This is a genomic window from Photobacterium sp. NCIMB 13483 (assembly GCF_003025475.1).
GTDB classification, from domain to species: domain Bacteria; phylum Pseudomonadota; class Gammaproteobacteria; order Enterobacterales; family Vibrionaceae; genus Photobacterium; species Photobacterium piscicola.
On the sequence record NZ_PYLV01000028.1, the window covers coordinates 12043 to 37883 of the forward strand.

A 25841-nucleotide genomic window follows, 5' to 3' on the forward strand; every position below is an offset into this window, starting at 1 on the left:
TTTCATAACAGCGCAATCGTTATAATAAAAGACAAGGCCTTCGCCTTGTCTTTTTTTTTGGATGAAATATATGATGAATACCGTTTTGTTAGCTATTGGTTTAGTGTTAGTTGTTGAAGGGTTAGGGCCATTATTTTCCCCTCACGGATGGCGGAATATGGTCAGTCAATTAAGCCAACAAGACGATAATACATTGCGTCGCATAGGTGGATGTTTGGTGGTGGCTGGCAGTGTTATTGCGTATATGATGTATTTGAGAATGTAGAAAAATAGCCATAAAAAACAGATAAAGCTTATCAAAGATGAAATGTATTAAGCCAAAAATGACTGCAAGCGGGCGGTTAAGGTGCTAGAATCCTTTTTTAACTACGATAGATGAAGAAAGATGGCAAATAATGTAGTCGTTCTTGGCACCCAATGGGGTGACGAAGGTAAAGGTAAGATTGTTGACCTGCTGACCGAAGATGCAAAATATGTAGTTCGCTACCAAGGCGGACACAACGCCGGTCACACCCTAGTTATTGATGGTGAGAAAACTGTTCTTCACCTGATCCCATCAGGTATCCTACGTGACAATGTTAAATGCATCATCGGTAATGGTGTTGTACTTTCTCCTGATGCACTAATGAATGAGATGGGTCCACTAGAAGCACGTGGTATTCCTGTTCGTGAGCGTCTGTTCCTATCAGAAGCTTGTCCACTAATTCTTCCTTACCATATTGCTCTTGACCAAGCCCGCGAAGCGGCTCGTGGTAAAAAAGCAATTGGTACAACAGGTCGTGGTATCGGTCCTGCTTATGAAGATAAAGTTGCTCGTCGCGGTCTTCGCGTTGGTGATTTATTCGATAAAGCGGCTTTTGCTGAAAAGCTAAAAGAAGTAATGGCATACCATAACTTCCAGCTTGAGAACTACTACCACGCTGAACCTGTAAGCTACGAAGAAGTACTAGAAAAAGTACTTTCTCAAGCTGATCTATTAACATCAATGGTTATCGATGTAACGAAAGAACTTGATGATGCGCGTCTACGTGGCGACAAGATCATGTTTGAAGGTGCACAAGGTACACTGCTTGATATCGATCACGGTACTTACCCATACGTAACCTCTTCTAACACAACGGCTGGTGGTGTTGCTGCCGGTTCTGGTTTTGGTCCTCGTCACTTAGGTTACATCCTAGGTATCGCGAAAGCATACTGTACACGTGTTGGTGCAGGTCCTTTCCCGACTGAACTATATGATGGTCTAGAAAAGCAAGATCCTATCGGTAAACACCTAGGTACTGTTGGCCATGAGTTTGGTGCAACAACAGGTCGCCTACGTCGTACTGGTTGGTTCGATGCTGTCGCTATGCGTCGTGCGGTACAAATCAACTCTATCTCTGGTTTCTGTCTAACTAAATTAGACGTACTAGATGGTCTAGAAGAGCTGAAAATCTGTACTGGTTACAAAACTAAGTCTGGCGAACTTCTAGAAGTTTCTCCAATGGCGGCTGATGCGTACGAAGATCTAGAGCTAATCTACGAAACAATGCCTGGTTGGAGCGAAACAACATTTGGTGCTAAGACACTGGATGCGCTTCCACAAGCTGCACTTGATTACATCGCACGTATTGAAGAGCTAACAGGTGTGCCAATTGATATTATTTCAACTGGCCCTGATCGTAACGAAACGATCGTTAAAGTACATCCATACGGTGAATAATCACTGGCGATAACTTTAAGCAAAAAAACCAGCTTTCGAGCTGGTTTTTTTATAGCTAAAATTTGGTGTTAGGTGACATCAGCCATGATTAAAGTTTCGTTTTACCTTGCCGATAGAGAACTATTCGACGTGCGAGGAATGTAAATGAAACACTTACTGATGACCGTTGCTCTTGGGCTAGCAACCCCCGCTTATGCCCTTGCTGTTGTGGGAGAGGCGGTGCCTATTTACACTGAAGATCAACTTAGCGTGTGGTTTACGACAAACCAGCATTTGCGCCAAGTAAAAGCTGATGATTGTCAGTTAGTACAAGACATTCAAGCCCGTGCGGAAAAAACGGAATCACCGACCTATCAATTTCTTTACGGCGATATGTTAGCGTGGGGCGTGTGTGTGCCAAAAGATGTTGAACAAGGTGTGTATTATATGCGTGCTGCTGCTCAACAAGGTGTGCCTGTTGCGTTAGAACAATTAGGGCGTTATTACGCTCAAGGTGTTATTTTGCAACAAGATAAACAGCGCGCTATTCCTTATTTACGAGAGGCTGCTGCTCTTGGGAATATTCGTGCTCGCATTCAATTAGCCCAATTATTGATTGCTGATAATGGCAGCCCGTTAGATTTTGAAGATGCGTACCGATGGTTATATCAAACTGTGACCACCGATAAATACCAGCACCAACAATTACGCCGATTACGGCACCAACTAGAACAAAAGATGCCAGCTAATATTATTGCGCGCGCTAAACGACGTTCATCTTTTTGGTAGTTATGGGTATAGATTTCAATAAAAACAGCACCTTATTAGGTGCTGTTTTTAATTGAGGCGCTGTAATTATGCGGACGGTAATTAAAAATATTACAGTACTTTATGCGGCCCAAAACATTCATAGTGAATGCGATCGCTAGTTACACCCAGTTCAATTAACTGTTTAGCGATAAATTGCATAAAGCCAACTGGACCACAGCAATAAAAATGCATTTCAGGATCTGAAATTTGAGTAGCAATTTTATCAAGCTCGATCAAGCCTTGGTAATCATAATCTTCTACTTGACGATCGCCACTCGTTGGCGCGTTGTACCATGTTAATGCTGAAATATGCGAATGTTGATTTGCCAGTGTTTTTACATGATCTTTATAAGCGTGTTGCTGACCATTTTCTGTTGCGTGTAACCAATTCACTGGCGCTTGATGTTGGGTCAGTGTTTCAAGCATGGCGAGCATTGGCGTTAAACCCACACCCGCTGAAATTAACGTTACGGGGGTTTGTGGATTAACATCCAAGAAAAAATCACCAGCAGGAGCTACTAGTTTGATCTTATCGCCAACATTAATTTTATCGTGAAGGTAGTTTGATACCGTACCTTGGGTTTCGCGTTTTACAGAAATACGGTAATGATTGCTATTAGGTGCTGACGATAAGCTGTATTGACGAATTTCTTGGTTCGCTAATTCTTGTGCATTGATATAAATGCCAAGATATTGCCCTGGTTTGTAAGTCGCAACTTGACCGCCATCTGTCGGTGTAAAAGTAAAGCTGGTGATTAATTCACTGTTAGGCTGCTTACTTGTTACCACAAATTCACGCGTGCCACGCCAGCCACCGACTTTATCATCGCTTTCTTGATAGATTTCTTGTTCACGATTAATAAAGACATTAGCTAATATCCCGTAAGCCTCTCCCCATGCGTCTAATACTTCTTGGCCGGGGGCTAATAATTCATCAATAGTGGCTAATAGATGATGACCTACAATCTGATATTGATCGGCTGTAATTAAAAAACTGGTATGTTTTTGAGCTATTTTTTCGACGGCAGGTAAGAGTACTGCTAAGTTATCAATATTATTAGCATAAGCACAGATAGCGTTAAATAATGCTTGCTGTTGGCTTGATGGAGTGTTTTTATCTGGGCCTTGTTGATGGCTCATATTAAAAATATCTTTAAGTTCAGGGTTATGTTGAAACATACGCTGATAAAAATGTTGAGTAACGGCAGGGCCTGCAGCGGCAATCACAGGTGCGGTCGATTTTACGATATCAATGGTTTTTTGAGTGAGCATGACTTTCTCTTTTGTAAGTTGTATTTATAATATATGTTATAAGTTGTATCTGATCTGTATCTTTTAGTCAAGAACAAGATTAAAATAGCAACAGGAGGAGTGAATGTGCAGTTAACCAGTTTTACCGATTATGGCCTACGAGCCTTGATATACCTTGCCAACTTGCCTGAAGGTGAGTTAACAAGTATCACAAAAGTAACCGACACCTATGGCGTGTCGCGCAACCACATGGTCAAAATTATTAATAAATTGGGCCAATTAGGTTATGTAGAAACCGTACGCGGAAAAAATGGTGGTATTCGATTAGGAATGCCTGCGGGAAATATTGTATTAGGGCATGTAGTAAGGGCGATAGAACCGTTACAAATCGTCAATTGTGCGCCTGATTTTTGTAATATTACTCCGGCATGTCAGTTAAAGGGGATCCTTGCTGATGCGCGTAATGCTTTTTTAAATGAGCTAGATAAGTACACATTATTGACTTTGGTAGATAATAATCCACCATTGCGTGTCTTATTGGGATTGCCTGCAGAACACTAAGATCATCCAACGATAATGGTCTAGCATCACACTACTCTCTATTATTTAAGTGGAATAGGTATTTATTGCCTGTTCCCATCTGTTCACCTAAGAGCTGGGTATACTTAAAGTATGGCTGGCCAACAGGAACTGTTTATGTCTAAAGGTACTACCGATTTACCGGTTGATCCTTTTCGCGAACGCGAAGCATCTAATTACGAAAATCCTATTCCAAGCCGTGAATTACTACTTGATGTAATTCGTGGTTTTAGTACACCCGTTAGTCGCGACCAGTTATTTACTGCGTTAAAACTTGAAGGTGATGATCACTATGAAGGCCTACGTCGTCGCTTACGTGCGATGGAACGTGATGGCCAATTAATTTTTACGCGCCGTCAGTGCTATGCATTGCCTGAACGTTTAGATTTAATTAAAGGGTACGTTATTGGCCACCGTGATGGTTTTGGCTTCTTACGTCCAGAAGGTACTTTCAGTAAAGATACTGATTTATTATTACCCGCTCACCAAATGCGCAGTGTGATCCATGGTGACTACATTTTGGCACAAGCCGAAGGCGAAGATAAACGTGGCCGTCGTGAAGGCCGTGTAGTGCGTGTATTAGCTGAGTCAACGACTCAAATTGTAGGCCGTTTCTTCCTTGAAGATGGCATGGGCTATGTCGTACCTGATGATTCTCGTATTGCGCAAGATATCATTATTCCACAAGACGTTCGCCAAGGTGCCCGTATGGGTAATGTCGTGGTGGTTGAGATTAATCAGCGTGCCACTCGCCAACATAATGCGGTCGGCCGTATTGTTGAAGTACTGGGTGAAAACATGGCACCGGGTATGGAGATCGAAATCGCCCTGCGTACTCATGATATTCCCCATGTGTGGCCATCAGAAGTCGACAATCAAATTAAGCACTTGACTGAAGAAGTGCCAGAAGAAGCGAAGCTTGGCCGTGTCGATTTACGTCAATTACCCTTGGTAACTATTGATGGTGAAGATGCACGTGACTTTGATGATGCGGTTCATTGTCAGCGTAATCCTGATGGTGGCTGGCGTTTATGGGTCGCGATTGCCGATGTTAGTTATTACGTGCGTTCTAAATCAGCATTGGATAACGAAGCCCTAAAACGTGGTAACTCGGTTTACTTTCCAGCCCAAGTTATTCCAATGCTACCTGAAGTGCTTTCAAATGGTCTCTGTTCACTGAACCCGCAAGTCGATCGCTTGTGTATGGTGTGTGAAATGACCGTTTCTGAGAGCGGTAAGCTGACGGGTTATAAGCACTATGAAGCGGTAATGAATTCACATGCGCGTTTAACTTACACTAAAGTAAGTAACATGCTGGAAGGTGACGAAGAATTACGTCAACGTTACGCGCCTTTAGTACCGCATCTTGAAGAACTTTACAGCATGTTTAAAGCGCTGAAAGTGGCGCGTGAAGCGCGTGGTGCGATTGAATTTGAAACCGTTGAAACTAAGTTTGTCTTCAATGCTGATCGTAAGATCGAGAACATCGTACCGCTAGTGCGTAATGAAGCACATAAAATCATCGAAGAATGTATGATTTTAGCCAATATCGCTTCAGCACAATTTGTTGAAAGTGCCAAAGAGCCTGCGTTATACCGTGTTCACGACACTCCAGGTGAAGAACGTTTACAAGGTTTCCGTGATTTCTTGGGCGAGCTAAGCCTAGAGTTAGGCGGTGGTTTAGAGCCAAGCCCGAAAGATTACGCAGCATTAGCGAATTTAATTCAAGATCGTAATGATCGTGAATTAATTCAAACCATGCTATTACGCTCTATGAAACAAGCGATCTATCAAGCAGATAATATTGGTCACTTTGGTTTAGCCCTAAGCCAATATGCTCACTTTACGTCGCCAATTCGTCGTTATCCTGACTTAACCTTGCACCGCGCCATTAAATTCTTAATTGCTAAGCAAGCCGGCAATACTAAGAACGATACGCCAACCGGTGGTCATCATTATTCATTTGATGAAATTGATGTGATTGGTGAGCAGTGTTCTACCACTGAACGTCGTGCTGATGACGCTACTCGTGATGTGTCTGATTGGCTCAAGTGTGAGTACATGCAAGATCATCTTGGCGATGAGTTTGAAGGTGTGATTGCTAACGTTACTGGTTTTGGTTTCTTTGTCCGTCTTAATGAACTTAACATTGATGGCTTAGTGCATATCTCAAACCTAGCTAACGACTACTACCAGTTTGATCCTGTGGGTCAACGTTTAGTAGGCGATAGCTCAGGCGTTATTTATCGTTTAGGTGATACGGTTCAGGTCAAAGTGGCGGCTATTAACTTAAATGATCGTCAATTAGATTTTGATATTGTTGGCGCTGAGCGTAAACAACGTGGTGCGGGTAAAACTGCCAAAGGGCGTGAGAAAAAGCAACGTATGCGCAAAGCTGAAGGCCTTAAACGTCAGGGAATGCCTGCATTTAAAGTTGAAAATGGCGAAGCGGTAGCCGATGAATCACGTTCTAAAAATAAACGTGAGCGCTCTTCTGTACGCAAAAAGTTAAAAGAAGGCGCGATTCCAGCTGCTGATGCTAAAGATGCTAAAAAGAAAAAGCCAAGAAATAAAAAACCACGTAAGTTAACGGATGAAAAGCCGCTGACTGATCCAAAAAAGAAACCCAAAGTTCGCAAGAAGAAAAAGCAACGTGCGGGTAAATCTGAACGTGCAGCAAAGAAGAGTTAATCCATGAGTAATGATATGATTTTTGGCATCCATGCCGTTAAAGCCGTGCTTGCATCTGATCCGGTACGTTTTATTGAAGTATTCGTACTTAAAGGACGTGAAGATGATCGTTTACTGCCGCTAATTACTGAGTTGCAAGACTTAGGTATTACGATTCAAGAGGCGGGCCGTAAAGCATTAGACGACAAAGTTGATGGTGCTTCTCATCAAGGTATTATTGCGCGTGTACGTCCGGGTAAGCAATATAACGAAAACAACCTTGAAGACTTATTAGCAACCAAAGAAAATCCGTTGCTGCTGATTTTAGATGGTGTGACAGATCCTCATAACCTTGGTGCGTGTTTGCGTAACGCTGATGCTGCTGGTGCTGTGGCTGTGATTGTGCCCAAAGATCGCTCGGCACAGTTAAATGCGACCGCAAGTAAAGTGGCTTGTGGTGCGGCTGAAATTATGCCGTTAGTGCGTGTCACTAACCTTGCTCGTACTATGCGTGCGCTACAAGATAAAGGCGTATGGATTGTGGGTACAGCAGGTGAAGCAACTCATGATATTTACCACAGTAAACTCACTGGGCCATTGGCGATTGTGATGGGCGCTGAAGGTGAAGGTATGCGTCGTTTAACGCGTGAAACCTGTGATGATTTGATTAAGATTCCAATGGCGGGATCAGTATCGAGTTTGAACGTATCTGTAGCGACTGGTATCTGTTTATTTGAAGCTGTACGTCAACGCGGATAATGCGTGATTAAGCGCGAATAACTGCATAATTATTTAAACCCATTCAGCACTTACTGGATGGGTTTTTTATTATGGATTGGTATGAAAAATGAGCATTAAACAAGGCTGTTACTAAGCAATAGACGTGATCTGCTGAGGTTAGGGTTCATTTCATTGAAAAACGGCGAGTGGTGATAAAATAAGCTTGCCTAGATTGATCATTCTCTGTACTATCCGTCATCCAAATTCTCGGTTCTTTTTTTTAGTTCCTTGCTTCCCCAGGATAACCGAGCCGACAAGGGAAGCTGAATAATCCGTAAGGAGCAACCTATGCGTCATTACGAAATCGTATTCATGGTGCACCCTGATCAAAGCGAGCAAGTTGCTGGCATGATCGAGCGTTACACTGCTGCTATCAAAGATTCTGGTGGTCAAATTCACCGTCTAGAAGATTGGGGCCGCCGTCAAATGGCTTACCCAATTAACAAATTGCACAAAGCACATTACGTTCTTATGAACGTAGAAGCTAAGCAAGATGTTGTTGACGAGCTTGAGTCAAACTTCCGCTTCAACGACGCAGTGATCCGTAACATGATCATGCGTACTAAACACGCTGTTACTGAGCCATCTCCTATGATGAAGGCTAAAGAAGAGCGTTTTACTAAGCGTGAAGATCGTGCTGAAGCACAATCTGAAGGCGAAGCAGCTGCTGAGTAATTTGTCTTAATGACTAATCGTCTGGTGTTGACTGGCACTATTGCCAAGCATCCCAAACGAAGCCAATCCCCGGCAGGCATACCTCATTGTCACTTTGTGCTTGAGCATCGCTCTGTGCAGCGGGAAGCTGATTTACCACGTCAAATATATTGTTATATTAACGTGGTAATCAGTGGTAAAGGTCAACAAGTACTCACTCAAGATTTAGTTGTCGGAAGCAATATTAAGGTGGAGGGATTTATCTCTTACCAAACCGGCCGTAATGGTATCGGGAAATTAGTTTTGCATGCCGATCACATTGACTTAATTTAGATCAGGAGATAGCCCATGGCTCGTTTCTTCCGTCGTCGTAAATTCTGCCGTTTTACAGCAGAAGGCGTACAAGAGATTGACTACAAAGACGTAGCAACTCTAAAAAACTACATCACTGAAGCTGGTAAGATTGTACCTAGCCGTATCACTGGTACTCGCGCTAAATACCAGCGTCAGCTAGCTCGCGCTATCAAGCGTTCTCGTTACCTAGCACTTCTACCGTACACAGATAAGCATCTGTAAGCGGCAGTCGTTTTTAGAACTTTATAGAGGACAAGATAATGCAAGTTATTCTACTTGATAAAATCGCTAACCTAGGTGGCCTTGGCGACCAGGTTAACGTTAAAGCGGGCTATGCTCGTAACTTCCTTATCCCACAAGCTAAGGCAGTTATGGCGACTAAAGCGAACGTTGAAATGTTCGACGCACGTCGTGCAGAGCTAGAAGCTAAAGTTGCTGAGCAACACGCTGCTGCTCAAGCACGTGCTGAAGCACTTAACGTACTTGAAGGTGTAGTTATTGCATCTAAAGCTGGTGACGAAGGTAAACTATTCGGCTCAATCGGTACTCGTGACATCGCTGATGCAGTTTCTGCAGCTGGCGTTGCACTTGTTAAGAGTGAAGTACGTCTACCTGAAGGTGCACTACGTACGACTGGCGAATTTGAAGTTAGCGTTCAGCTAAGCTCAGACGTATTCGCAACTGTTAAACTAAACGTTGTTGCTGCAGAGTAATCGCTTTTAGCTTTAATAGTAAAAAACCAGCCTTCGGGCTGGTTTTTTTATGTCTGTCGTTTAGCTTTTGATGTTTTACAGTGTGTAAATCAATGACACTGTAGTGGTGCTATCGGAATTTTGCATGCCTTCAGGTACCCAAGAATAAGACGTTTGCGTGTAGCCTAAGTTTAAGGCGATATTATCAGTGATCGCATTAGTGGCATTTAACGTGCTTTCTAAAGTGGTGTTACTACGCCCTGAAATGACGTTAAATTTCGCACTGAGTGTAAGCGTTTTTAATGGCTTCCACTGAATATCGATAGTGCTTTGCAGTACCATTTCATTAACGACTTCTTGTTTAACAATACTGTCGCTTTTAATTTCATCAAGATTTGGATCTTGGTGACGAAAGCCGGGACCTATATCCACTAAAGTTTGAAAGGTCTCATAACTAAATAATCGATAACCGATACCGGTTGAAAATATCGAGTCTGCGTAATAAGGCCCATAGCGGTCATCTATATAACTACCATTACCATAAAAATAGTAGCCATCACGAATCATCCGTTTTGACTTTAAGCTCACTGACATCTTACGTTTGTCTTCTTCACCGTCTTTTTTTGCCATAATGAACTTGGCATCACCGTTAGTTTGATAGCGGCCTTTGGTGTAAGTTAGCGCAACATTACCATTTAATGTTTGGGAGTCAGAGTTGCCAGAAAGAGATTGATAACCTAAGCCGATAGTACTGGTTAGCGGCGATGGTTCATTCGGTGCTTTAGGCGTTGATTCTTCACTGGCATTAGCTGCGGTAGTGGCAAGCAAAAGTAATGTGAGTATATATCTTGCCAAAAGTCCTCCGCTGGCAGGGTAGTTTGAATATCAGAATATTGATGCCGCATTCTAGCGTAAATTTGTCAGCTTTTGGTTAGGAATCGTCGTCATACTTTTCGTAAAACTAAAAAGGAGGATAATTGTTAGACTGGGAAGTGATCAATCATAATCGTTTATAGCTACGCAGACGGAGGGGATAGGTTATACTGTCGAGCTCCGTTCTTGGTTTTGGTAAATGCACAGTTGTTATGACAGATAATCGTAAATCGAAACAATTAAAAGATAATCAAATGGACGCCCTTAAAATGCCACCCCATTCGCTTGAAGCTGAGCAATCAGTGCTAGGCGGCTTGATGTTGGATAATGAGCGTTGGGATACTGTTGCTGAAAAAGTGGTTGCTAAAGACTTTTACAGCCGTCCTCATCGGATTATTTTTGAGGCAACCGCAGCCTTATTGGAAGGTGGACAGCCACTTGATTTGATCACGCTGTCTGAACATCTTGAGCGTTCGGATAAACTTGATGATGTAGGCGGTTTTGCTTACCTTGCTGAATTGGCTAAAAACACCCCTTCTGCCGCAAATATTTTAGCGTATGCTGATATTGTTCGTGAGCGAGCCTTGATCCGTGACATGATTGGCGTGGCTAACGAAATAGCCGATGCGGGTTATGATCCTCAAGGGCGTACCAGTGAAGATTTGCTGGATATGGCCGAAAGTAAAGTTTTTGCGATTGCCGAACAACGTACTAATGATAAAGAAGGCCCGCAAAACGTCGATACTATTTTAGAGCGTACGCTTGAACGTATCGAGTTGCTATACCAATCACCACAAGATGGTGTAACAGGTGTATCAACCGGCTTTACTGATTTAAATAAGAAGACCGCGGGTTTGCAGGGGTCTGATTTGATTATTGTTGCTGCGCGTCCATCGATGGGTAAAACCACCTTTGCGATGAACTTATGTGAAAACGCCGCCATGGATCAAGAAAAACCGGTGTTGATTTTCTCACTAGAGATGCCTGCCGAACAGATCATGATGCGTATGTTGGCATCATTATCTCGCGTTGACCAAACTAAAATCCGTACCGGACAATTGGACGATGAAGATTGGGCGCGTATATCATCAACAATGGGTATTCTGATGCAAAAGAAGAATATGTTCATTGATGATAGTTCCGGCTTAACACCGACAGAAGTACGTTCACGTGCGCGTCGTATTGCGCGTGATAATGGTGGTCTTAGTATGATCATGATCGACTACCTTCAGTTGATGCGTGTGCCAGGACTACAAGAAAACCGTACGTTAGAAATTGCCGAAATTTCACGCTCGCTTAAAGCATTAGCGAAAGAATTAAATGTGCCTGTTGTTGCCCTCTCTCAGCTTAACCGTTCGTTAGAGCAACGGGCAGATAAGCGTCCTGTAAACTCTGATTTGCGTGAATCTGGCGCCATCGAGCAGGATGCTGACTTAATCATGTTTATATACCGTGATGAGGTTTATCACGAAGACAGTGCCCTCAAAGGGATCGCTGAAATCATCTTAGGTAAACAACGTAATGGTCCAATTGGTACTGTGCGTTTAACGTTCCAAGGCCAGTTCTCTCGCTTTGATAACTATGCTGGTCCTGCCTTTGATGAAGAGTAAGCCTTAAAAATTATTTAGGATATTGGATGAAAGCTGCAACTGCACATATTGATACCCAAGCTTTGGCACATAATCTGAGTCAAATCCGCCTGCAGGCACCAAACAGTAAAATTCTGGCGGTTGTTAAAGCCAATGCATACGGACATGGGTTGCTAGATGTGGCGACAAGCCTTATCGATGTTGATGCTTATGGTGTGGCGCGTATAGAAGAAGCCTTAATACTACGTGCTGGTGGTGTAGTAAAACCGATTCTATTATTAGAAGGTTTTTATGCGTCAACGGATCTTCCAGTATTGGTAACCAATAACATCCATACCGTGGTGCACTCGATTGAACAGCTGGAAGCGCTTGAGCAAGCCGAGTTAGATGCACCTGTACGAGTATGGGTGAAAATAGACACAGGTATGCACCGCTTGGGATTACGCCCTGAGCAAGTGCCTGAGTTTATGCAGCGCTTAAATGACTGCGATAATGTTGCTAAACCATTACGTTTTATTAGTCATTTTGGTAATGCTGATAATCTAGAGAGTGATATTACCGTAAATCAAATTGCGTGTTTTTCAACGCTGACTCAACCTTATCAAGGTGAACGCTCATTAGCCGCGTCGGCGGGTATTTTAGCGTGGCCTGATAGTCACTTTGAATGGATTCGTCCTGGCATTATTATGTATGGCGTATCGCCATTTGATGAATTAGAGCGTGCAGCATCAAACTATAACTTACAACCTGTTATGACGTTAACATCGAGCTTAATTGCCGTACGTGATGTTAAAAAAGGCGAACAAGTTGGTTATGGTGGTATTTGGACTTGCGAACGTGATACCAAGATGGGCGTTATTGCCATCGGTTATGGCGACGGTTATCCCCGTTGTGCCCCCAATGGAACCCCTGTTGTTGTCAATGGGCGTATCGTTCCAACTGCAGGCCGCGTTTCAATGGATATGTTAACTGTAGATTTAGGACCGAATGCGACCGATAAAGTTGGCGATGAAGCGATTTTGTGGGGTAAAGGTTTACCGGTTGAAGTTGTCGCTCAATATACGGGTGTGATCGCGTATGAGTTAATGACTAAGTTAACGCCTCGAGTCGCAATGACTTATTCATAATAAAAAATGAAATGTAAGCAGACATGGCCGCGATTTTAGTTCGCGGCTTTTTTTTTCCATTTGTTATTATTCACCTTGTACTGTAATAACGATTCGCCGTGAGCCTCCATGATCTCGGTGTTCACCTAAGTAGATCCCCTGCCATATACCTAAAGCCAGTTGACCATCAGTGATGGGAATGGTGACACTATTACCTAGTAATGCGGTTTTAATGTGTGCAGGCATATCATCATCACCTTCATAGGTGTGTTGATAAAAAGAGGCGCGTTCGGGGACACTATGATTAAAATGAGCCTCCATATCATCGCGAACCGTTGGATCGGCATTTTCATTAATGGTTAAGCTGGCTGATGTATGTTGAATAAAACAATGCACGATCCCAACCTTTAATGATTGAATTATTGCCAAATTTTGCTCTATCTCGGTGGTTATTAGATGAAAACCACGCGCTCTCGGGGTAAGATGAATCGTTTTTTGATACCACATAGCTATTTACCTATTGGTGAAACCTTTTAATTTAATTAACGATTACCATTATCATCTTGCTTATAAATACAGGTATGATGCATCATACTTTCGTGACCTGACGCAATGACGATCGTACGATGTTAACGTCATAATTGGTTGTAGCTGAAGCATTATTAGAGACCTAGTCATTTAGGGTCAATAGCATAGATCGAGGATCTTTCGAAGGCGGTATGATTCGAGGGATGAACATAACAAAATCAGGAACATTACTATGTTAAAGAACATCAATCCAACGCAAACTAAAGCGTGGCAAGCACTGACTGCCCATTTTGAACAAGCTCAAGATTTTGAATTAAGCGATTTATTTGCTAATGATAGCGAGCGTTTTGCCAAATTTTCTGCTCAGTTTGGTTCTGATATTTTATTAGATTACTCTAAGAACCTGATCACTGAAGAAACTTTGACTAAGTTGTTTGCATTAGCAAAAGAAACTGAGCTTGATGCTGCCATTGCGGATATGTTCAACGGTGTGAAAATCAACCGTACTGAAGATCGTGCTGTACTCCATGTTGCGTTACGTAATCGCAGCAATACGCCAATCATTGTTGATGGCGAAGATGTTATGCCTGCGGTTAATGCCGTATTAGCAAAGATGGAAAGCTTCACTAACCGTATTGTAAGTGGTGAGTGGAAAGGTTACACCGGCAAAGAAATTACCGATGTTGTTAATATCGGTATCGGTGGTTCAGATCTTGGCCCTTACATGGTGTCAGAAGCATTAGCTGCGTACAAAACACGCCTAAACATGCACTTTGTTTCTAACGTTGATGCGACACACATTGTTGAAACATTAAAAGACTTAAACCCTGAAACAACGTTGTTCCTTATTGCATCTAAAACCTTTACTACCCAAGAAACTATGACTAACGCATTGTCTGCGCGTGATTGGTTCTTAGCAATGGCGGAAGATAAAGCACACGTTGCAAAACACTTTGCAGCGCTTTCTACTAATGCAGAATCTGTGGCTGAATTTGGTATCGATACTGATAACATGTTTGAGTTCTGGGATTGGGTTGGTGGTCGTTATTCACTATGGTCAGCGATTGGTCTTTCTATTAGCTTGGCTGTAGGTTTTGATAACTTTGTTAAGTTATTAGAAGGTGGTCATGCAATGGATAACCATTTTGCAACCGCGCCACTAGAGCAAAAATTACCTGTAATTCTAGCCTTAATTGGTATTTGGTATAACAACTTCCATGGCGCAGAAACTGAAGCAATTCTACCTTACGATCAATACATGCACCGTTTCCCTGCTTACTTCCAACAAGGTAACATGGAATCAAACGGTAAATATGTTGACCGTGGTGGCAAGCCTGTGGATTACCAAACTGGTCCTATCATTTGGGGTGAGCCAGGAACGAATGGTCAACATGCGTTCTATCAACTTATTCACCAAGGTACGAAGTTAATTCCATGTGACTTTATTGCACCTGCTATTAGCCACAATCCACTGGGTGATCATCATCCCAAATTAATGGCTAACTTCTTCGCGCAAACTGAAGCATTAGCATTTGGTAAGAGCCGTGAGACAGTAGAAGCTGAATTTGTGGCTGCCGGTAAATCACAAGCAGAAATCGATGAGCTTGCTGAATTTAAAGTGTTTGAAGGTAATCGTCCAACAAACTCAATTCTGCTTAAAGAAATTACGCCATACACATTAGGTGCATTAATTGCATTGTATGAGCATAAAATCTTTACCCAAGGTGTTATTTGGAACATCTTCAGCTTTGACCAGTGGGGTGTAGAACTTGGTAAGCAATTGGCTAACCAAATTTTACCAGAGCTAAACAGCAATGAAGGTGTTGTAAGCCACGATAGCTCAACGAATGGTTTAATTAATGCTTTTAAACAATGGCGTGCATAATGCCTCTTATTGGTTAATGTAATTAACCGATAAAATAAAACGCCGCAGTCGTTATGATTGCGGCGTTTTTTATTTTTGGCGTTAGATCAATTATAGCGTGATAACGTCGCTAGCTTGTGGGCCTTTCTGACCATCAGTTACGATAAATTCAACACTTTGGCCTTCACGTAATGTTTTACGTCCTTGCGCTTGAATAGCACTGAAGTGCACAAACACATCTTTACCATCGGCAGCAGAAATAAAACCAAAACCTTTATCATCGTTGAACCACTTTACGGTTCCAGTCAGTTTACTCATGTACGTCTTTCCCTTATAGACTAATCGTAGTAGTTACAGCTTATAGGTAACTAGGTGCTTATGACGGATTCAGTCTAGATCGAATTTATGACAATGAGTAGTGTTTTATTGTGCTTTTATGTCTTAGCTAACGTTAATTCACTTTAAAGAGAAAGGCGCTGTCAGGAGGGGGAGAAATATCAGAAGGTGCCATCACGAATTGTGACAGCACAAAAGATGTATTAATCGTTTTTAGTTTGCTGACATTTGTGACAAACACCATGACTTTCAACAACGTGGTGCTTGATCATAAAGCCATACTGTTCTGATTTTTGACGTAAAAGTTTCGCTAATTCATCATCATGGATTTCTTCAACAAACCCACATTTATCGCAAATTAATAATTGTGAACAATGATCAGCATGGCCGAGTACACAACACGCAATATAGCTGTTGGTTGATTCTACTTTATGTACGAAACCTTGCGCTAACAGAAAATCTAGGGCGCGATATACTGTCGGTGGTTTTGCTTGGGGTTCTGATGCTTTGAGTAAATCGAGTAACTCATAAGCACTAATAGAACTATGATGATTAATGATCAGTGCCAGTACTTTTAATCGCTGCGGGGTCATTCTTACCCCTCGTTGCTCACAGAGCTGTTGTGCTTTAGCTAGCAGTTGAGTTTGAACCGTCATAGAGCCTCAAAAAAACGTCATTGAGTTTATATTTTATCACAGCTGTCTAAAAACATACTCACACTTAGCAAGTAACTGTAATAAGAGCAAAGATTCCGTGTAAATGATCACGTTATACTAAGAAGAATAAAAAAGAATGTCACAAAATGGATGCATTACAAAGGTGAGGACATCTATGTTGATTATGTATTATAAAAACTAATGCCAAGGTTGCGTTTTTTTTCATTTCTCAAGTGATTTAAAATACCTATAATGACGCCCATCGAAACGTGACCGACGCCTTAAATATTCGTGATTAGGCAATGGTTATACATAAAATGCTTAATTTTTAAGGTAAAAAAAATGTCTGTTATCATTACTAAAATTGTTGCTCTTTACACGCCTGTATTCTCTACAATGTACAAAAGCGGTAATATGACTAAGTAACATTTTGTCGTAGGGTCAATCATCGACCGACAGCGAAAAGAATTTAGAAAAAGGCCTTGAACATTGTTCAAGGCCTTTTTTGTTATTTAAAAAAGAGGTTTTATATCTTAATTGTTGAATATTGAGCCTGTTGATTACGACGTAATATCTTGAATCAGTAAATAAATATAAATTTTAGTTCTACTGATCAAATATCAATTATTTATATAATTTTTATAAAATACAATTATTTGGAAGATTTAGGAAGTTGTGATGCAAGCTGTTTTTTACTTGCCTTCAATCTGCAATATTATCTCGTCATTAATGTTAAATGGAGAGAGAAAAGATGAGCGGTATTATCAAATTATCACGTAACACAGCAACAGCTCCCTACGATTTAGCAGCAACACAAACTGTTGCGTTTTCGCATTACAATAATATTTCTGCACAATTACCGATTGATGTTAAAAGTGGAAAAATTATTGATGGCGGTGTCACTGAACAGGCGGCACAATGCCTAAAAAATATTAAGGCTATTGTCGAAAGTATTGATCATTCAATGCATGATGTTATTAAAATTAATGTGTATCTTAAAAATATCAAAGATCTTGAGTGTGTTGATGATGTTTATGCGACATTTTTCCCGCGTTATTTACCGACACGTACTGTGATGAGTGTAGCAGCATTACCTATGTCTGACGCATTAGTCCAAATGGATGCCGTGATATCTAATGGTGAAGGCTCTGGTACACAAGCTCCCTGTGATCTTGTTAAAATTGCACGCAATACAGCCAATGCCCCTAACTGTGATGTATCGACTCATACTGTTGCCTTCTCGCATTACAACCATATTTCAGCTCAATTACCACTTGATCCTAAAACAGGGAATATGATCGCTGGTGGCGTAAAAGAGCAGACCGGGCAGTGTTTAAAAAATATTAAGAGTATTCTAGAAGCGATTGATGTGCCTGCTGACGATATCGTGAAAATTAATATTTATCTTAAAAATTTGGCCGATATTGATGTTGTCAATGAAGTTTATCGTTGTTACTTCCCTGATGCGGGAATTGCGCGAACATGTGGCTATATGCCAGCCAGATCAGTGATTGTCGTAGAAGGGTTACCAATGGGCGCATTAATACAGATAGATGCGACAGTTTCTCATGGCGATGGAACACCACCACAAACCGTTGAAGATCGTCATGGCTTGGTGATCGAAGCGAATAATACACATACTGCTCCTCAAACTGGATTATCTTCTCAAACGGTGGCATTTTCACATTACAATAATATTTCTGGGCAGTTACCGTTAAACTCGATGACAGGTAAGCTTGTTGATGGTGGTGTTAATGAACAAGCAAGACAATGCTTAGTGAATATTAAAGCGATAGTTGAAAGTGTTAACCATGTAATGGACGATATTGTGAAGGTTAATATTCAACTAAAAAATATGGCTGATCTTGATGCGGTTAATGATGTTTATATGACGTTCTTTAATGAGCAGTTTCCTGCTAGAACTGTTATTGGTGTTTCTACCATCGCGATGGGTGCTTTAGTACAAATGGATGCAATTGTATCTAACGGCGAAGGTACTCCGCCTGCCGTGTAATAAAAAGAGTCACGATAAATGATGTTGTTATTATAAAAAGCCATATTAATGAATATGGCTTTTCTTGTTTATATACCTTACTTCATACCCCATTACGAATATTAAGCATTATTAAACCGATTATGGGCTAAAGGGGATTCAAGTCTAATCATGGTGACAATAGTTATTTTAGGGTAGAATCCGCGCCTCAAAAGATATTTTAGGGACCGTTTATGCCTCCTAAACTGTCCCTTATCCATCCCTTATCACTAACAATAGTCGACATTGGATGAAGTATATTGCAATACCCGTAAGTGGTATTTGCCATAACCACTTAATATGTAAGGAATATTGTAATATGTATCCATCTGCTCGTTTTTCTGTCGCACCGATGCTTGATTGGACTGATCGTCATTGCCGTTATTTCCATCGTTTAATGAGTAAAGAAGCTCTGTTGTATACCGAAATGGTTACGACAGGTGCAATTATTCACGGCAAAGGTGATTTTCTGGCATATAACGAAGAAGAGCATCCATTAGCATTACAACTGGGTGGCTCAAATCCGGTTGATCTTGCGCGTTGTGCCAAATTAGCAGCAGATCGTGGTTATGATGAGATCAACTTAAACGTTGGCTGTCCATCTGATCGCGTTCAAAACGGCATGTTTGGTGCTTGTTTAATGGGTGAAGCTGAGTTGGTGGCGCAATGTGTTGCTGCAATGCGTGAAGTCGCTGATATTCCTGTTACTGTTAAAACCCGTATTGGTATTGATGATCAAGATTCGTATGAGTTCTTAACTCATTTTATTCAAACCGTATCAGAAAAAGGCGGTTGTGATAATTTTACTATTCACGCCCGTAAAGCATGGCTAAAAGGCTTAAGCCCAAAAGAAAATCGTGAAATTCCAGAACTTGATTACCCACGAGTTTACCAATTAAAGCAAGACTTTCCACAGTTAACCATGGCAATCAATGGTGGTATTAAAACTTTTGAAGAAATGGAACAGCATCTTAAATATATGGATGGTGTAATGGTCGGTCGTGAAGCTTACCAAAGCCCTTACCTGATGGCTGAAGTGGATCAGCGTTTATTTGGTAGTAACCGCCCTGTGATGAAGCGTCGTGAAGTGGTTGAAGCTATGTATCCATATATAGAGCAACAATTGGCGAACGGTTCATACTTAGGCCATATTACTCGTCATATGCTAGGTTTATTCCAAAATATGGCGGGAGCTCGTCAATGGCGTCGTTATATTAGTGAAAATGCCCACAAGCCAGGAGCGGGTATTGAAGTGGTACAACAGGCATTAGCGAAAATTCCTGCCGAGTTAGATGTGTAGTTATACACACTATTAACGTGATTATAGTGGTGAGTTTTACTTAGTATTAGGTGAGATTGACCAATAAATAGTAAACGCCAATTCATTATTGAATTGGCGTTTTTTATCTATATGAAAAATAAGCTAAAATATTTATATTAGAGTTGGCGTGAATTGTGCAATATTGTAAGTAATAATAAAGATAGCACTGGGGTTTCATGTGGATACCGCAGTTATAAAAAAGGATAATCTATGTTTGAGTTCCTATTTTTGGTTGCTTTTACATTGGTACTGATATTTACCGGTGTTAGTTTAATTGGCGTTCTGATTGCGGTTGCAGCAGGTTTTGCGGTAATGGCTGTTGTTGGTATGTTAGGGCTCGTCTTTAAATTATTACCGTGGATCGTATTGATAGCATTAGGTATTTGGTTCTTCCGTGAGCGTAATGCTGACAAGCAGCATCAAGATCGGATGTCACGTTACCGTCGTCACTAATGCAATTGATTGCAAATAACAGCTATTGATTGCGATTGATTGCAGAGTTTTCATACTGCTTCTGATATAATTTTGTGCGATTAATTACATAAAATGATAAGAGCGGAGACTCGCATGAAAAAAGTGGTGCTTTCACTTGCAGCAGCAATGACGCTAGCAGCAGCCCTTCCAGCACAAGCAGATACTTTACTAGGTGTTAAAGTAGGTGCGGATGCATGGTTTACAAACGCAAAAGTAGCTGGTCAAAAAAGTGACGATACATCAACATCTTACTATGCATCTTTTGAGCACTTTATTCCTTTAGTGCCAAACGTAATGGTACGTTACAACAATATTGACACTGGGAATGTGAATTTTGAGCAAAGTGATTTCACGGCTTATTATGAAATTCTTGATAACGATTTAGTCGCATTGGATTTAGGTGTAACAATGACTAAGTTTGCTGGTGTTCAAATTCAACACCAGAACAGCTTTAGTGATTGGCAGCCAACAGTTTATGCTGCTGCTGAGTTAGGTATTCCAGCAACACCATTATCAGTATTTGCTCAAGCGAATGCGGGTAAATACGATGGTACAAGTTTGTTTGATGGCCAAGCGGGTGTGAAATTCACATTAGATTTAATTGCAGCAGATCTTAACCTTCGAGCAGGTTACCGCATGATGGATTATGACTTTAAAAAATCAACATCTGGTGATGTTGACCTAGATGGTTGGTTTGCTGGCGTAGAAGTTGATTTCTAATTAACTTCAGCTTTCATTGTGTGATCTAATTATAAAACCACGATTATTTCGTGGTTTTTTTATTGGCGCTAATCCCATTTATGTACCACTTTTAAAGGTAAGCAAACTGATTATATGTGTGATGCACAATATCAGTATTAGGGAGGAGTAAGTGATGACATTAACTGAATTGAAACACCTATACGCTGACCAAGATCTTGTTGAGGCACTCATCGAACCATCAATTAATAGTGGTTATATCGTTGAATTTCGTCATCGTCGCGGCGGTTTGGTGCCATTAACTGATATTAGTGGTAGTGAACAATGCTATGGTGATGTTGATAGTGCGACTCAACAAGCATTTGAAGTTGGTTTTCAACAAGTTAGAATTGCTGACGAATATTAAATCCTGCCTTTATTTCTCTATTCTAAAACCAAATAGTGTTATCGCTATTTGGTTTTTTTGTACGATTAACCTTACAAATGGTTATAAAACATTCTTATCTATTCTTTCTTGTTATTAGTTTAAATGGCTACTCTAACATAACGCAATGAATAGGGATCGTCGTGCTATGTCAATCAACCAACTATCAGCTTTAGCTAGCCCACTTAATGATCAACAAATAGATCAGCTTAAGCTAGCCGCAGCAGAATCATCACCACAACAACTGGCTTGGATCAGTGGCTATTTTTGGGGGTTGAGTCAATCTCAATCATCAACAACGGCAACTGTTCCTGCATCAAATGTACTGGCCGCTGCAAAAACTGCGGGTAAACTAACCATTATTTATGCCTCGCAAACAGGCAATGCTAAAGGTGTCGCTCAAGCGTTACAACAGCAAGCTCTCGCACAAGATATTGCGGTGAATCTTGTGTCGGCGGGGGACTATAAGGGGAAAAATCTTAGTAAAGAAACTCACGTTATTATTATTGCTTCAACACATGGAGAAGGTGAAGCCCCCGACGATGCAATAGAACTGCATCAGTTTTTACAGTCAAAAAAAGCCCCCCAATTATCGAATTTACACTACAGCGTGATTGGGCTCGGCGACTCTAGTTATGAATTTTTCTGCCAAACAGCTAAAGATTTTGATCGCTACTTAGCAAAACTGGGTGCGAAGCCGATGCTTGATCGCCTTGATTGTGATGTTGACTATGAAGCGGCCGCCGCAGAGTGGTGTACACAAGTATTAGCCAAAACCAAACAAACCTTATCAACCGGTGAAGCAGAAGTTGTTCAGTTACCCGTGGGACAAAAGGCCACAGCTGTTGCGACTTATACTAAGCAAAATCCTTATACCGCCAGTTTATTAGTAAGCCAGAAAATCACTGGTCGCCATTCAGATAAAGATGTACGCCATATTGAAATTGATTTAGAAGGTTCAGGTTTAAGCTACCAAGCGGGTGACGCGCTAGGGGTGTGGTTTGACAATGATCCACAATTAGTTGATGCCATATTAGCGAAACTTGACTTAGATGCCGCAACTTCGGTGGATGTTGATGGCAGTAACTTATCTATTCGTGATGCGTTGATTAGCCATTATGAAATTACCGCATCAAATCCACAGTTTGTAACTAAATATGCAGAAATATCTGGCAGTAAAAAATTACAAAAGCTGGTGAATGATCGTGAAAAATTGCGTGAGTATGCGGCTAATAACCAAATTATTGATGTTTTAACGGCTAAGAAGACGGTATTAACTGCCACCCAATTAATCAGTTTATTACGTCGTTTAACGCCCCGTTTATATTCCATTGCTTCCAGCCAACAAGAAGTGGGCGAAGAAGTGCATTTAACGGTCGGTGTGGTTGAATTTTCCCAAGGCGATGAGCAACGCCAAGGTGGCGCATCAAGTTTCTTAGCGCAACGTCTAGCAGAAGGTGCAGCGGTGAAAGTGTTTGTTGAAACCAATAATAACTTTAAGTTACCAGTTGATGATAATACGCCAGTGATCATGATTGGTCCTGGTACGGGAATTGCGCCTTTTCGTGCCTTTGTGCAAGAGCGTGATAGCCGTGAAGCAACAGGTAAAAACTGGTTATTTTTTGGTGATCGAACTTTTACTGAAGATTTTCTTTACCAAGTTGAATGGCAGAAATATCTAAAAGACGGAGTGGTGGATCAAATAGATGTCGCATTTAGTCGAGATCAAGCCGAGAAAATCTATGTTCAACAGCGCATTTTAGAACAGGCACCACAAGTGTGGCAGTGGTTACAAGCAGGATCGCATGTTTATGTGTGTGGTGATGCAACCCACATGGCCAAAGATGTTCATCAAGCCTTGTTAACCGTTATTGAACAACAAGGAAAGAAAACGCGCGAGCAAGCCGAGCAGTATCTCAATGAGCTGCGTAAAACTAAGCGCTATCAAAGGGATGTGTACTAATGACAGAGCAAAAACTATCAGACAATGAGCGTCTAAAACGTCAAAGCAATTTTCTTCGCGGTACTATAGAGCAAGATCTTGATGATCGTATCACCGGGGGATTTAGCGCTGATAACTTTCAATTAATTCGCTTTCATGGCATGTATCAGCAAGATGATCGTGATATTCGTGCTGAGCGCGCTAAACAAAAATTAGAACCGCTTCAGAATGTGATGTTACGGGCGCGAATGCCGGGGGGCGTGATCACTCCTGAACAATGGTTAGCAATTGATAAATTTGCTGATGAGCACACTTCTTACGGCAGTATTCGTTTAACTACCCGTCAAACATTTCAGTTTCATGGAGTGCTGAAACCTAACATTAAACTAATGCACCAAACACTAAATAGTATTGGTATTGATTCCATCGCAACGGCGGGAGATGTAAACCGTAACGTGTTGTGTACCACTAACCCTGTTGAATCTGAGTTACACCAACAAGCGTATGAATGGGCAAAAAAGATCAGTGAACATCTACTGCCGAAAACCCGTGCTTATGCTGAAATTTGGTTAGACGGTGAAAAGCGTGAAACAACCGATGAAGAGCCGATTTTAGGCAGTAATTATCTACCGCGTAAGTTTAAAACCACAGTGGTTATTCCGCCGCAAAATGATGTTGATGTCCATGCTAATGATCTCAATTTTATCGCAATTGCCGATAATGGGAAATTGGTAGGTTTTAATGTGTTAGTTGGCGGTGGCTTAGCAATGACCCATGGTGACCATGCCACGTATCCGCGCCGTGCTGATGATTTCGGGTTTGTACCTTTAGATAAAACCCTTGATGTCGCGACTGCTGTGGTTACTACTCAACGTGATTGGGGAAACCGTTCTAACCGTAAAAATGCCAAAACTAAATACACTATTGATCGGGTTGGCGTGGAGGTATTTAAAGCAGAAGTTGAGTCACGAGCCGGGGTTACCTTTGAAGTCAGTCGACCGTATGAGTTTACCGATCGTGGTGATCGTATTGGTTGGGTTGCGGGTATTGATGGTAAGCACCATTTAGCGTTATTTATTGAAAATGGCCGTTTATTGGATACACCGAATAAACCTCTTAAAACCGGTATGGCAGCAATAGCCAAGGTCCATGGTGGTGATTTTAGAATGACGGCCAACCAAAATCTGATTGTTGCTGGTGTGTTAGCAAAAGACAAAGCTAAGATCGAGAAGATCGCGCGTGATCATGGTTTGATGGATGACAGTGTCAGTGAGCAGCGAAAAAACTCAATGGCATGTGTGTCTCTGCCAACTTGTCCGTTAGCCATGGCGGAAGCCGAACGCTTCCTACCTGAATTTGTGACTGATGTTGAAGCGGTATTAGCGAAGCATGATTTAGCCAAAGATGAGAATATTATTTTACGGGTAACCGGGTGTCCTAATGGCTGTGGGCGCGCGATGTTGGCTGAAATAGGCTTAGTGGGTAAAGCGCCTGGACGATATAACCTTCATTTAGGTGGTAACCGTAATGGTACTCGAGTACCTAAAATGTACCGCGAAAATATTACCGTAGCTCAAATAATGGATGAGATAGATAGTTTAGTCGGTCGTTGGTCGACGGAGCGTCAAGAAAATGAAGGCTTTGGTGATTTCACTATTCGTGCTGGCATTATTGATGAAGTAAAAATATCAATGAGGGATTTTTATGCCTAGATTTCAACTGGCTGAGTTACTTGAACTGCCAAAAGTGAGTCAAATTATTCAGCTGGCTGAAATTAATGCCACGCTGGAAACAATGACAGCTCAACAGCGAGTGCAATGGGCGCTTGATAATCTTGAGGGCGAGTTTGCATTAGCATCTAGCTTTGGGATTCAATCGGCAGTTATGCTGCACTTAGTGACGGAAGTTCGATCAAATATTGCGGTGATATTAACGGATACCGGGTATTTATTTACCGAAACGTATCAGTTTATTGATAGTTTAACTAAACAACTTAATTTGAATTTATATATTTATCGCGCTCAACACAGTGCTGCATGGCAAGAAGCACGTTATGGTCAATTATGGCTGCAAGGTGTCGAAGGTATTAAGCAATATAACCAATTAAACAAAGTAGAGCCGATGCGGCGGGCATTGAGTGAGCTGAATGTTGGAACATGGTTTTCAGGATTACGTCGTGAGCAAGCCGATTCTCGTGCGACGTTACCTGTATTAGCGATTCAAAATGGTCGTTTTAAATTTTTGCCTGTGATTGATTGGACTAATGACGATATTGATGCTTACTTGCTGCAACATCAATTACCTTATCATCCGTTAAAACACCACGATTATTTATCTGTCGGTGATATTCATACTACGGTGAAATGGCAGCCAGGAATGACAGAACAAGAGACGCGCTTTTTTGGTTTGAAACGTGAATGTGGTTTGCATGAAGACAATGACACTGAATCACAAGGTTCAGGGATTTAGTTTCATTTTGTGTTGGGTTTATCAATAAAAAAACAAGGCAGCGTATCGACGCTGCCT

Annotated in this window: 26 protein-coding genes; 21 read left to right on the forward strand and 5 right to left on the reverse strand. The window is 41.4% G+C overall.

Annotated features, from left to right (window positions below; genetic code table 11):
- Positions 1 to 70 precede the first annotated feature (70 nt).
- From C9I86_RS17260 to C9I86_RS17270, 3 genes are all read left to right on the forward strand, one after another.
- Positions 71 to 265, forward strand: coding sequence for a DUF2065 domain-containing protein (locus tag C9I86_RS17260; RefSeq protein WP_080158664.1), 195 nt, complete (start codon positions 71 to 73; stop codon positions 263 to 265).
- 120 nt (positions 266 to 385) lie between these two features.
- Positions 386 to 1702: an adenylosuccinate synthase gene (locus C9I86_RS17265; RefSeq protein WP_080158663.1), complete on the forward strand. Its 1317-nt coding sequence runs from the start codon at positions 386 to 388 to the stop codon at positions 1700 to 1702.
- 144 nt (positions 1703 to 1846) lie between these two features.
- The gene (locus tag C9I86_RS17270) at positions 1847 to 2470 is read left to right on the forward strand and encodes a tetratricopeptide repeat protein (RefSeq protein WP_107277053.1); all 624 of its coding nucleotides are present in this window, start codon (positions 1847 to 1849) and stop codon (positions 2468 to 2470) included.
- Between the two features lie 90 nt (positions 2471 to 2560).
- On the opposite strand, the gene hmpA is transcribed toward C9I86_RS17270, so the two are convergent.
- A complete protein-coding gene (hmpA, locus tag C9I86_RS17275) occupies positions 2561 to 3763 on the reverse strand; it encodes an NO-inducible flavohemoprotein (RefSeq protein ID WP_107277054.1) in 1203 nt (400 codons plus the stop codon).
- A gap of 105 nt (positions 3764 to 3868) precedes the next feature.
- Here hmpA and nsrR point away from each other — a divergent pair, with 105 nt between their 5' ends.
- The 7 genes from nsrR (at position 3869) to rplI (ending at position 9492) form a co-directional block, all read left to right on the forward strand.
- Positions 3869 to 4303 carry a nitric oxide-sensing transcriptional repressor NsrR gene (nsrR, locus tag C9I86_RS17280; protein ID WP_080158660.1) on the forward strand — a complete coding sequence of 145 codons (435 nt, stop codon included), beginning with the start codon at positions 3869 to 3871 and terminating at the stop codon, positions 4301 to 4303.
- 135 nt (positions 4304 to 4438) lie between these two features.
- Positions 4439 to 7012 carry a ribonuclease R gene (gene rnr, locus C9I86_RS17285; RefSeq protein ID WP_080158659.1) on the forward strand — a complete coding sequence of 858 codons (2574 nt, stop codon included), beginning with the start codon at positions 4439 to 4441 and terminating at the stop codon, positions 7010 to 7012.
- Positions 7013 to 7015: 3 nt separating this feature from the next.
- Positions 7016 to 7750 carry a 23S rRNA (guanosine(2251)-2'-O)-methyltransferase RlmB gene (rlmB, locus tag C9I86_RS17290; RefSeq protein WP_080158658.1) on the forward strand — a complete coding sequence of 245 codons (735 nt, stop codon included), beginning with the start codon at positions 7016 to 7018 and terminating at the stop codon, positions 7748 to 7750.
- 309 nt (positions 7751 to 8059) lie between these two features.
- Positions 8060 to 8446, forward strand: coding sequence for a 30S ribosomal protein S6 (gene rpsF, locus C9I86_RS17295; protein WP_045038396.1), 387 nt, complete (start codon positions 8060 to 8062; stop codon positions 8444 to 8446).
- Between the two features lie 9 nt (positions 8447 to 8455).
- The gene (priB, locus tag C9I86_RS17300; RefSeq protein WP_036788812.1) at positions 8456 to 8758 is read left to right on the forward strand and encodes a primosomal replication protein N; all 303 of its coding nucleotides are present in this window, start codon (positions 8456 to 8458) and stop codon (positions 8756 to 8758) included.
- A gap of 15 nt (positions 8759 to 8773) precedes the next feature.
- On the forward strand, positions 8774 to 9001 hold the full coding sequence (gene rpsR / locus C9I86_RS17305) for a 30S ribosomal protein S18 (protein ID WP_005421136.1): 228 nt from the start codon (positions 8774 to 8776) through the stop codon (positions 8999 to 9001).
- Positions 9002 to 9039: 38 nt separating this feature from the next.
- Positions 9040 to 9492, forward strand: coding sequence for a 50S ribosomal protein L9 (gene rplI / locus C9I86_RS17310; RefSeq protein WP_080158657.1), 453 nt, complete (start codon positions 9040 to 9042; stop codon positions 9490 to 9492).
- A 75-nt stretch (positions 9493 to 9567) separates the two neighbouring features.
- Here rplI and C9I86_RS17315 read toward each other — a convergent pair whose 3' ends face one another.
- On the reverse strand, positions 9568 to 10326 hold the full coding sequence (locus tag C9I86_RS17315; RefSeq protein WP_080158656.1) for a YdiY family protein: 759 nt from the start codon (positions 10324 to 10326) through the stop codon (positions 9568 to 9570).
- A gap of 230 nt (positions 10327 to 10556) precedes the next feature.
- Between C9I86_RS17315 and C9I86_RS17320 the strand changes: the two genes are divergently transcribed.
- Complete coding sequence (locus C9I86_RS17320) at positions 10557 to 11954, forward strand: replicative DNA helicase (protein WP_080158655.1); 1398 nt, start codon at positions 10557 to 10559, stop codon at positions 11952 to 11954.
- A gap of 26 nt (positions 11955 to 11980) precedes the next feature.
- Positions 11981 to 13060 (forward strand): alanine racemase, encoded by a 1080-nt coding sequence (alr, locus tag C9I86_RS17325; RefSeq protein WP_080158654.1) that lies wholly within the window; start codon positions 11981 to 11983, stop codon positions 13058 to 13060.
- 66 nt (positions 13061 to 13126) lie between these two features.
- On the opposite strand, the gene C9I86_RS17330 is transcribed toward alr, so the two are convergent.
- Entirely contained in the window at positions 13127 to 13546 is a 420-nt protein-coding gene (locus C9I86_RS17330) for a secondary thiamine-phosphate synthase enzyme YjbQ (RefSeq protein ID WP_107277055.1), read from the reverse strand.
- Between the two features lie 253 nt (positions 13547 to 13799).
- Between C9I86_RS17330 and pgi the strand changes: the two genes are divergently transcribed.
- Positions 13800 to 15452, forward strand: a complete 1653-nt coding sequence (gene pgi, locus C9I86_RS17335) for a glucose-6-phosphate isomerase (protein WP_080158652.1) — start codon at positions 13800 to 13802, stop codon at positions 15450 to 15452.
- A 90-nt stretch (positions 15453 to 15542) separates the two neighbouring features.
- On the opposite strand, the gene C9I86_RS17340 is transcribed toward pgi, so the two are convergent.
- On the reverse strand, positions 15543 to 15749 hold the full coding sequence (locus tag C9I86_RS17340; RefSeq protein WP_080158651.1) for a cold-shock protein: 207 nt from the start codon (positions 15747 to 15749) through the stop codon (positions 15543 to 15545).
- A 221-nt stretch (positions 15750 to 15970) separates the two neighbouring features.
- Entirely contained in the window at positions 15971 to 16423 is a 453-nt protein-coding gene (zur, locus tag C9I86_RS17345) for a zinc uptake transcriptional repressor Zur (protein ID WP_080158650.1), read from the reverse strand.
- A gap of 751 nt (positions 16424 to 17174) precedes the next feature.
- Between zur and C9I86_RS17350 the strand changes: the two genes are divergently transcribed.
- The 8 genes from C9I86_RS17350 (at position 17175) to C9I86_RS17385 (ending at position 25784) form a co-directional block, all read left to right on the forward strand.
- Positions 17175 to 18437: a RidA family protein gene (locus tag C9I86_RS17350; protein ID WP_107277056.1), complete on the forward strand. Its 1263-nt coding sequence runs from the start codon at positions 17175 to 17177 to the stop codon at positions 18435 to 18437.
- 337 nt (positions 18438 to 18774) lie between these two features.
- Complete coding sequence (gene dusA / locus C9I86_RS17355) at positions 18775 to 19755, forward strand: tRNA dihydrouridine(20/20a) synthase DusA (protein WP_080158648.1); 981 nt, start codon at positions 18775 to 18777, stop codon at positions 19753 to 19755.
- Positions 19756 to 19986: 231 nt separating this feature from the next.
- Positions 19987 to 20229: an envelope stress response protein PspG gene (gene pspG / locus C9I86_RS17360; protein ID WP_080158647.1), complete on the forward strand. Its 243-nt coding sequence runs from the start codon at positions 19987 to 19989 to the stop codon at positions 20227 to 20229.
- 114 nt (positions 20230 to 20343) lie between these two features.
- Entirely contained in the window at positions 20344 to 20970 is a 627-nt protein-coding gene (locus tag C9I86_RS17365) for a TIGR04219 family outer membrane beta-barrel protein (RefSeq protein ID WP_080158646.1), read from the forward strand.
- A 154-nt stretch (positions 20971 to 21124) separates the two neighbouring features.
- Positions 21125 to 21355, forward strand: coding sequence for a thymidylate kinase (locus C9I86_RS17370; RefSeq protein ID WP_080158645.1), 231 nt, complete (start codon positions 21125 to 21127; stop codon positions 21353 to 21355).
- 166 nt (positions 21356 to 21521) lie between these two features.
- Positions 21522 to 23336, forward strand: a complete 1815-nt coding sequence (locus C9I86_RS17375; protein WP_107277057.1) for an assimilatory sulfite reductase (NADPH) flavoprotein subunit — start codon at positions 21522 to 21524, stop codon at positions 23334 to 23336.
- The gene (gene cysI / locus C9I86_RS17380; protein ID WP_107277058.1) at positions 23336 to 25027 is read left to right on the forward strand and encodes an assimilatory sulfite reductase (NADPH) hemoprotein subunit; all 1692 of its coding nucleotides are present in this window, start codon (positions 23336 to 23338) and stop codon (positions 25025 to 25027) included. The genes C9I86_RS17375 and cysI overlap by 1 nt, the downstream gene beginning before the upstream one ends.
- Positions 25020 to 25784 (forward strand): phosphoadenylyl-sulfate reductase, encoded by a 765-nt coding sequence (locus tag C9I86_RS17385; protein ID WP_080158642.1) that lies wholly within the window; start codon positions 25020 to 25022, stop codon positions 25782 to 25784. Before cysI ends, C9I86_RS17385 begins: the two co-directional genes overlap by 8 nt.
- Positions 25785 to 25841: the final 57 nt, after the last annotated feature.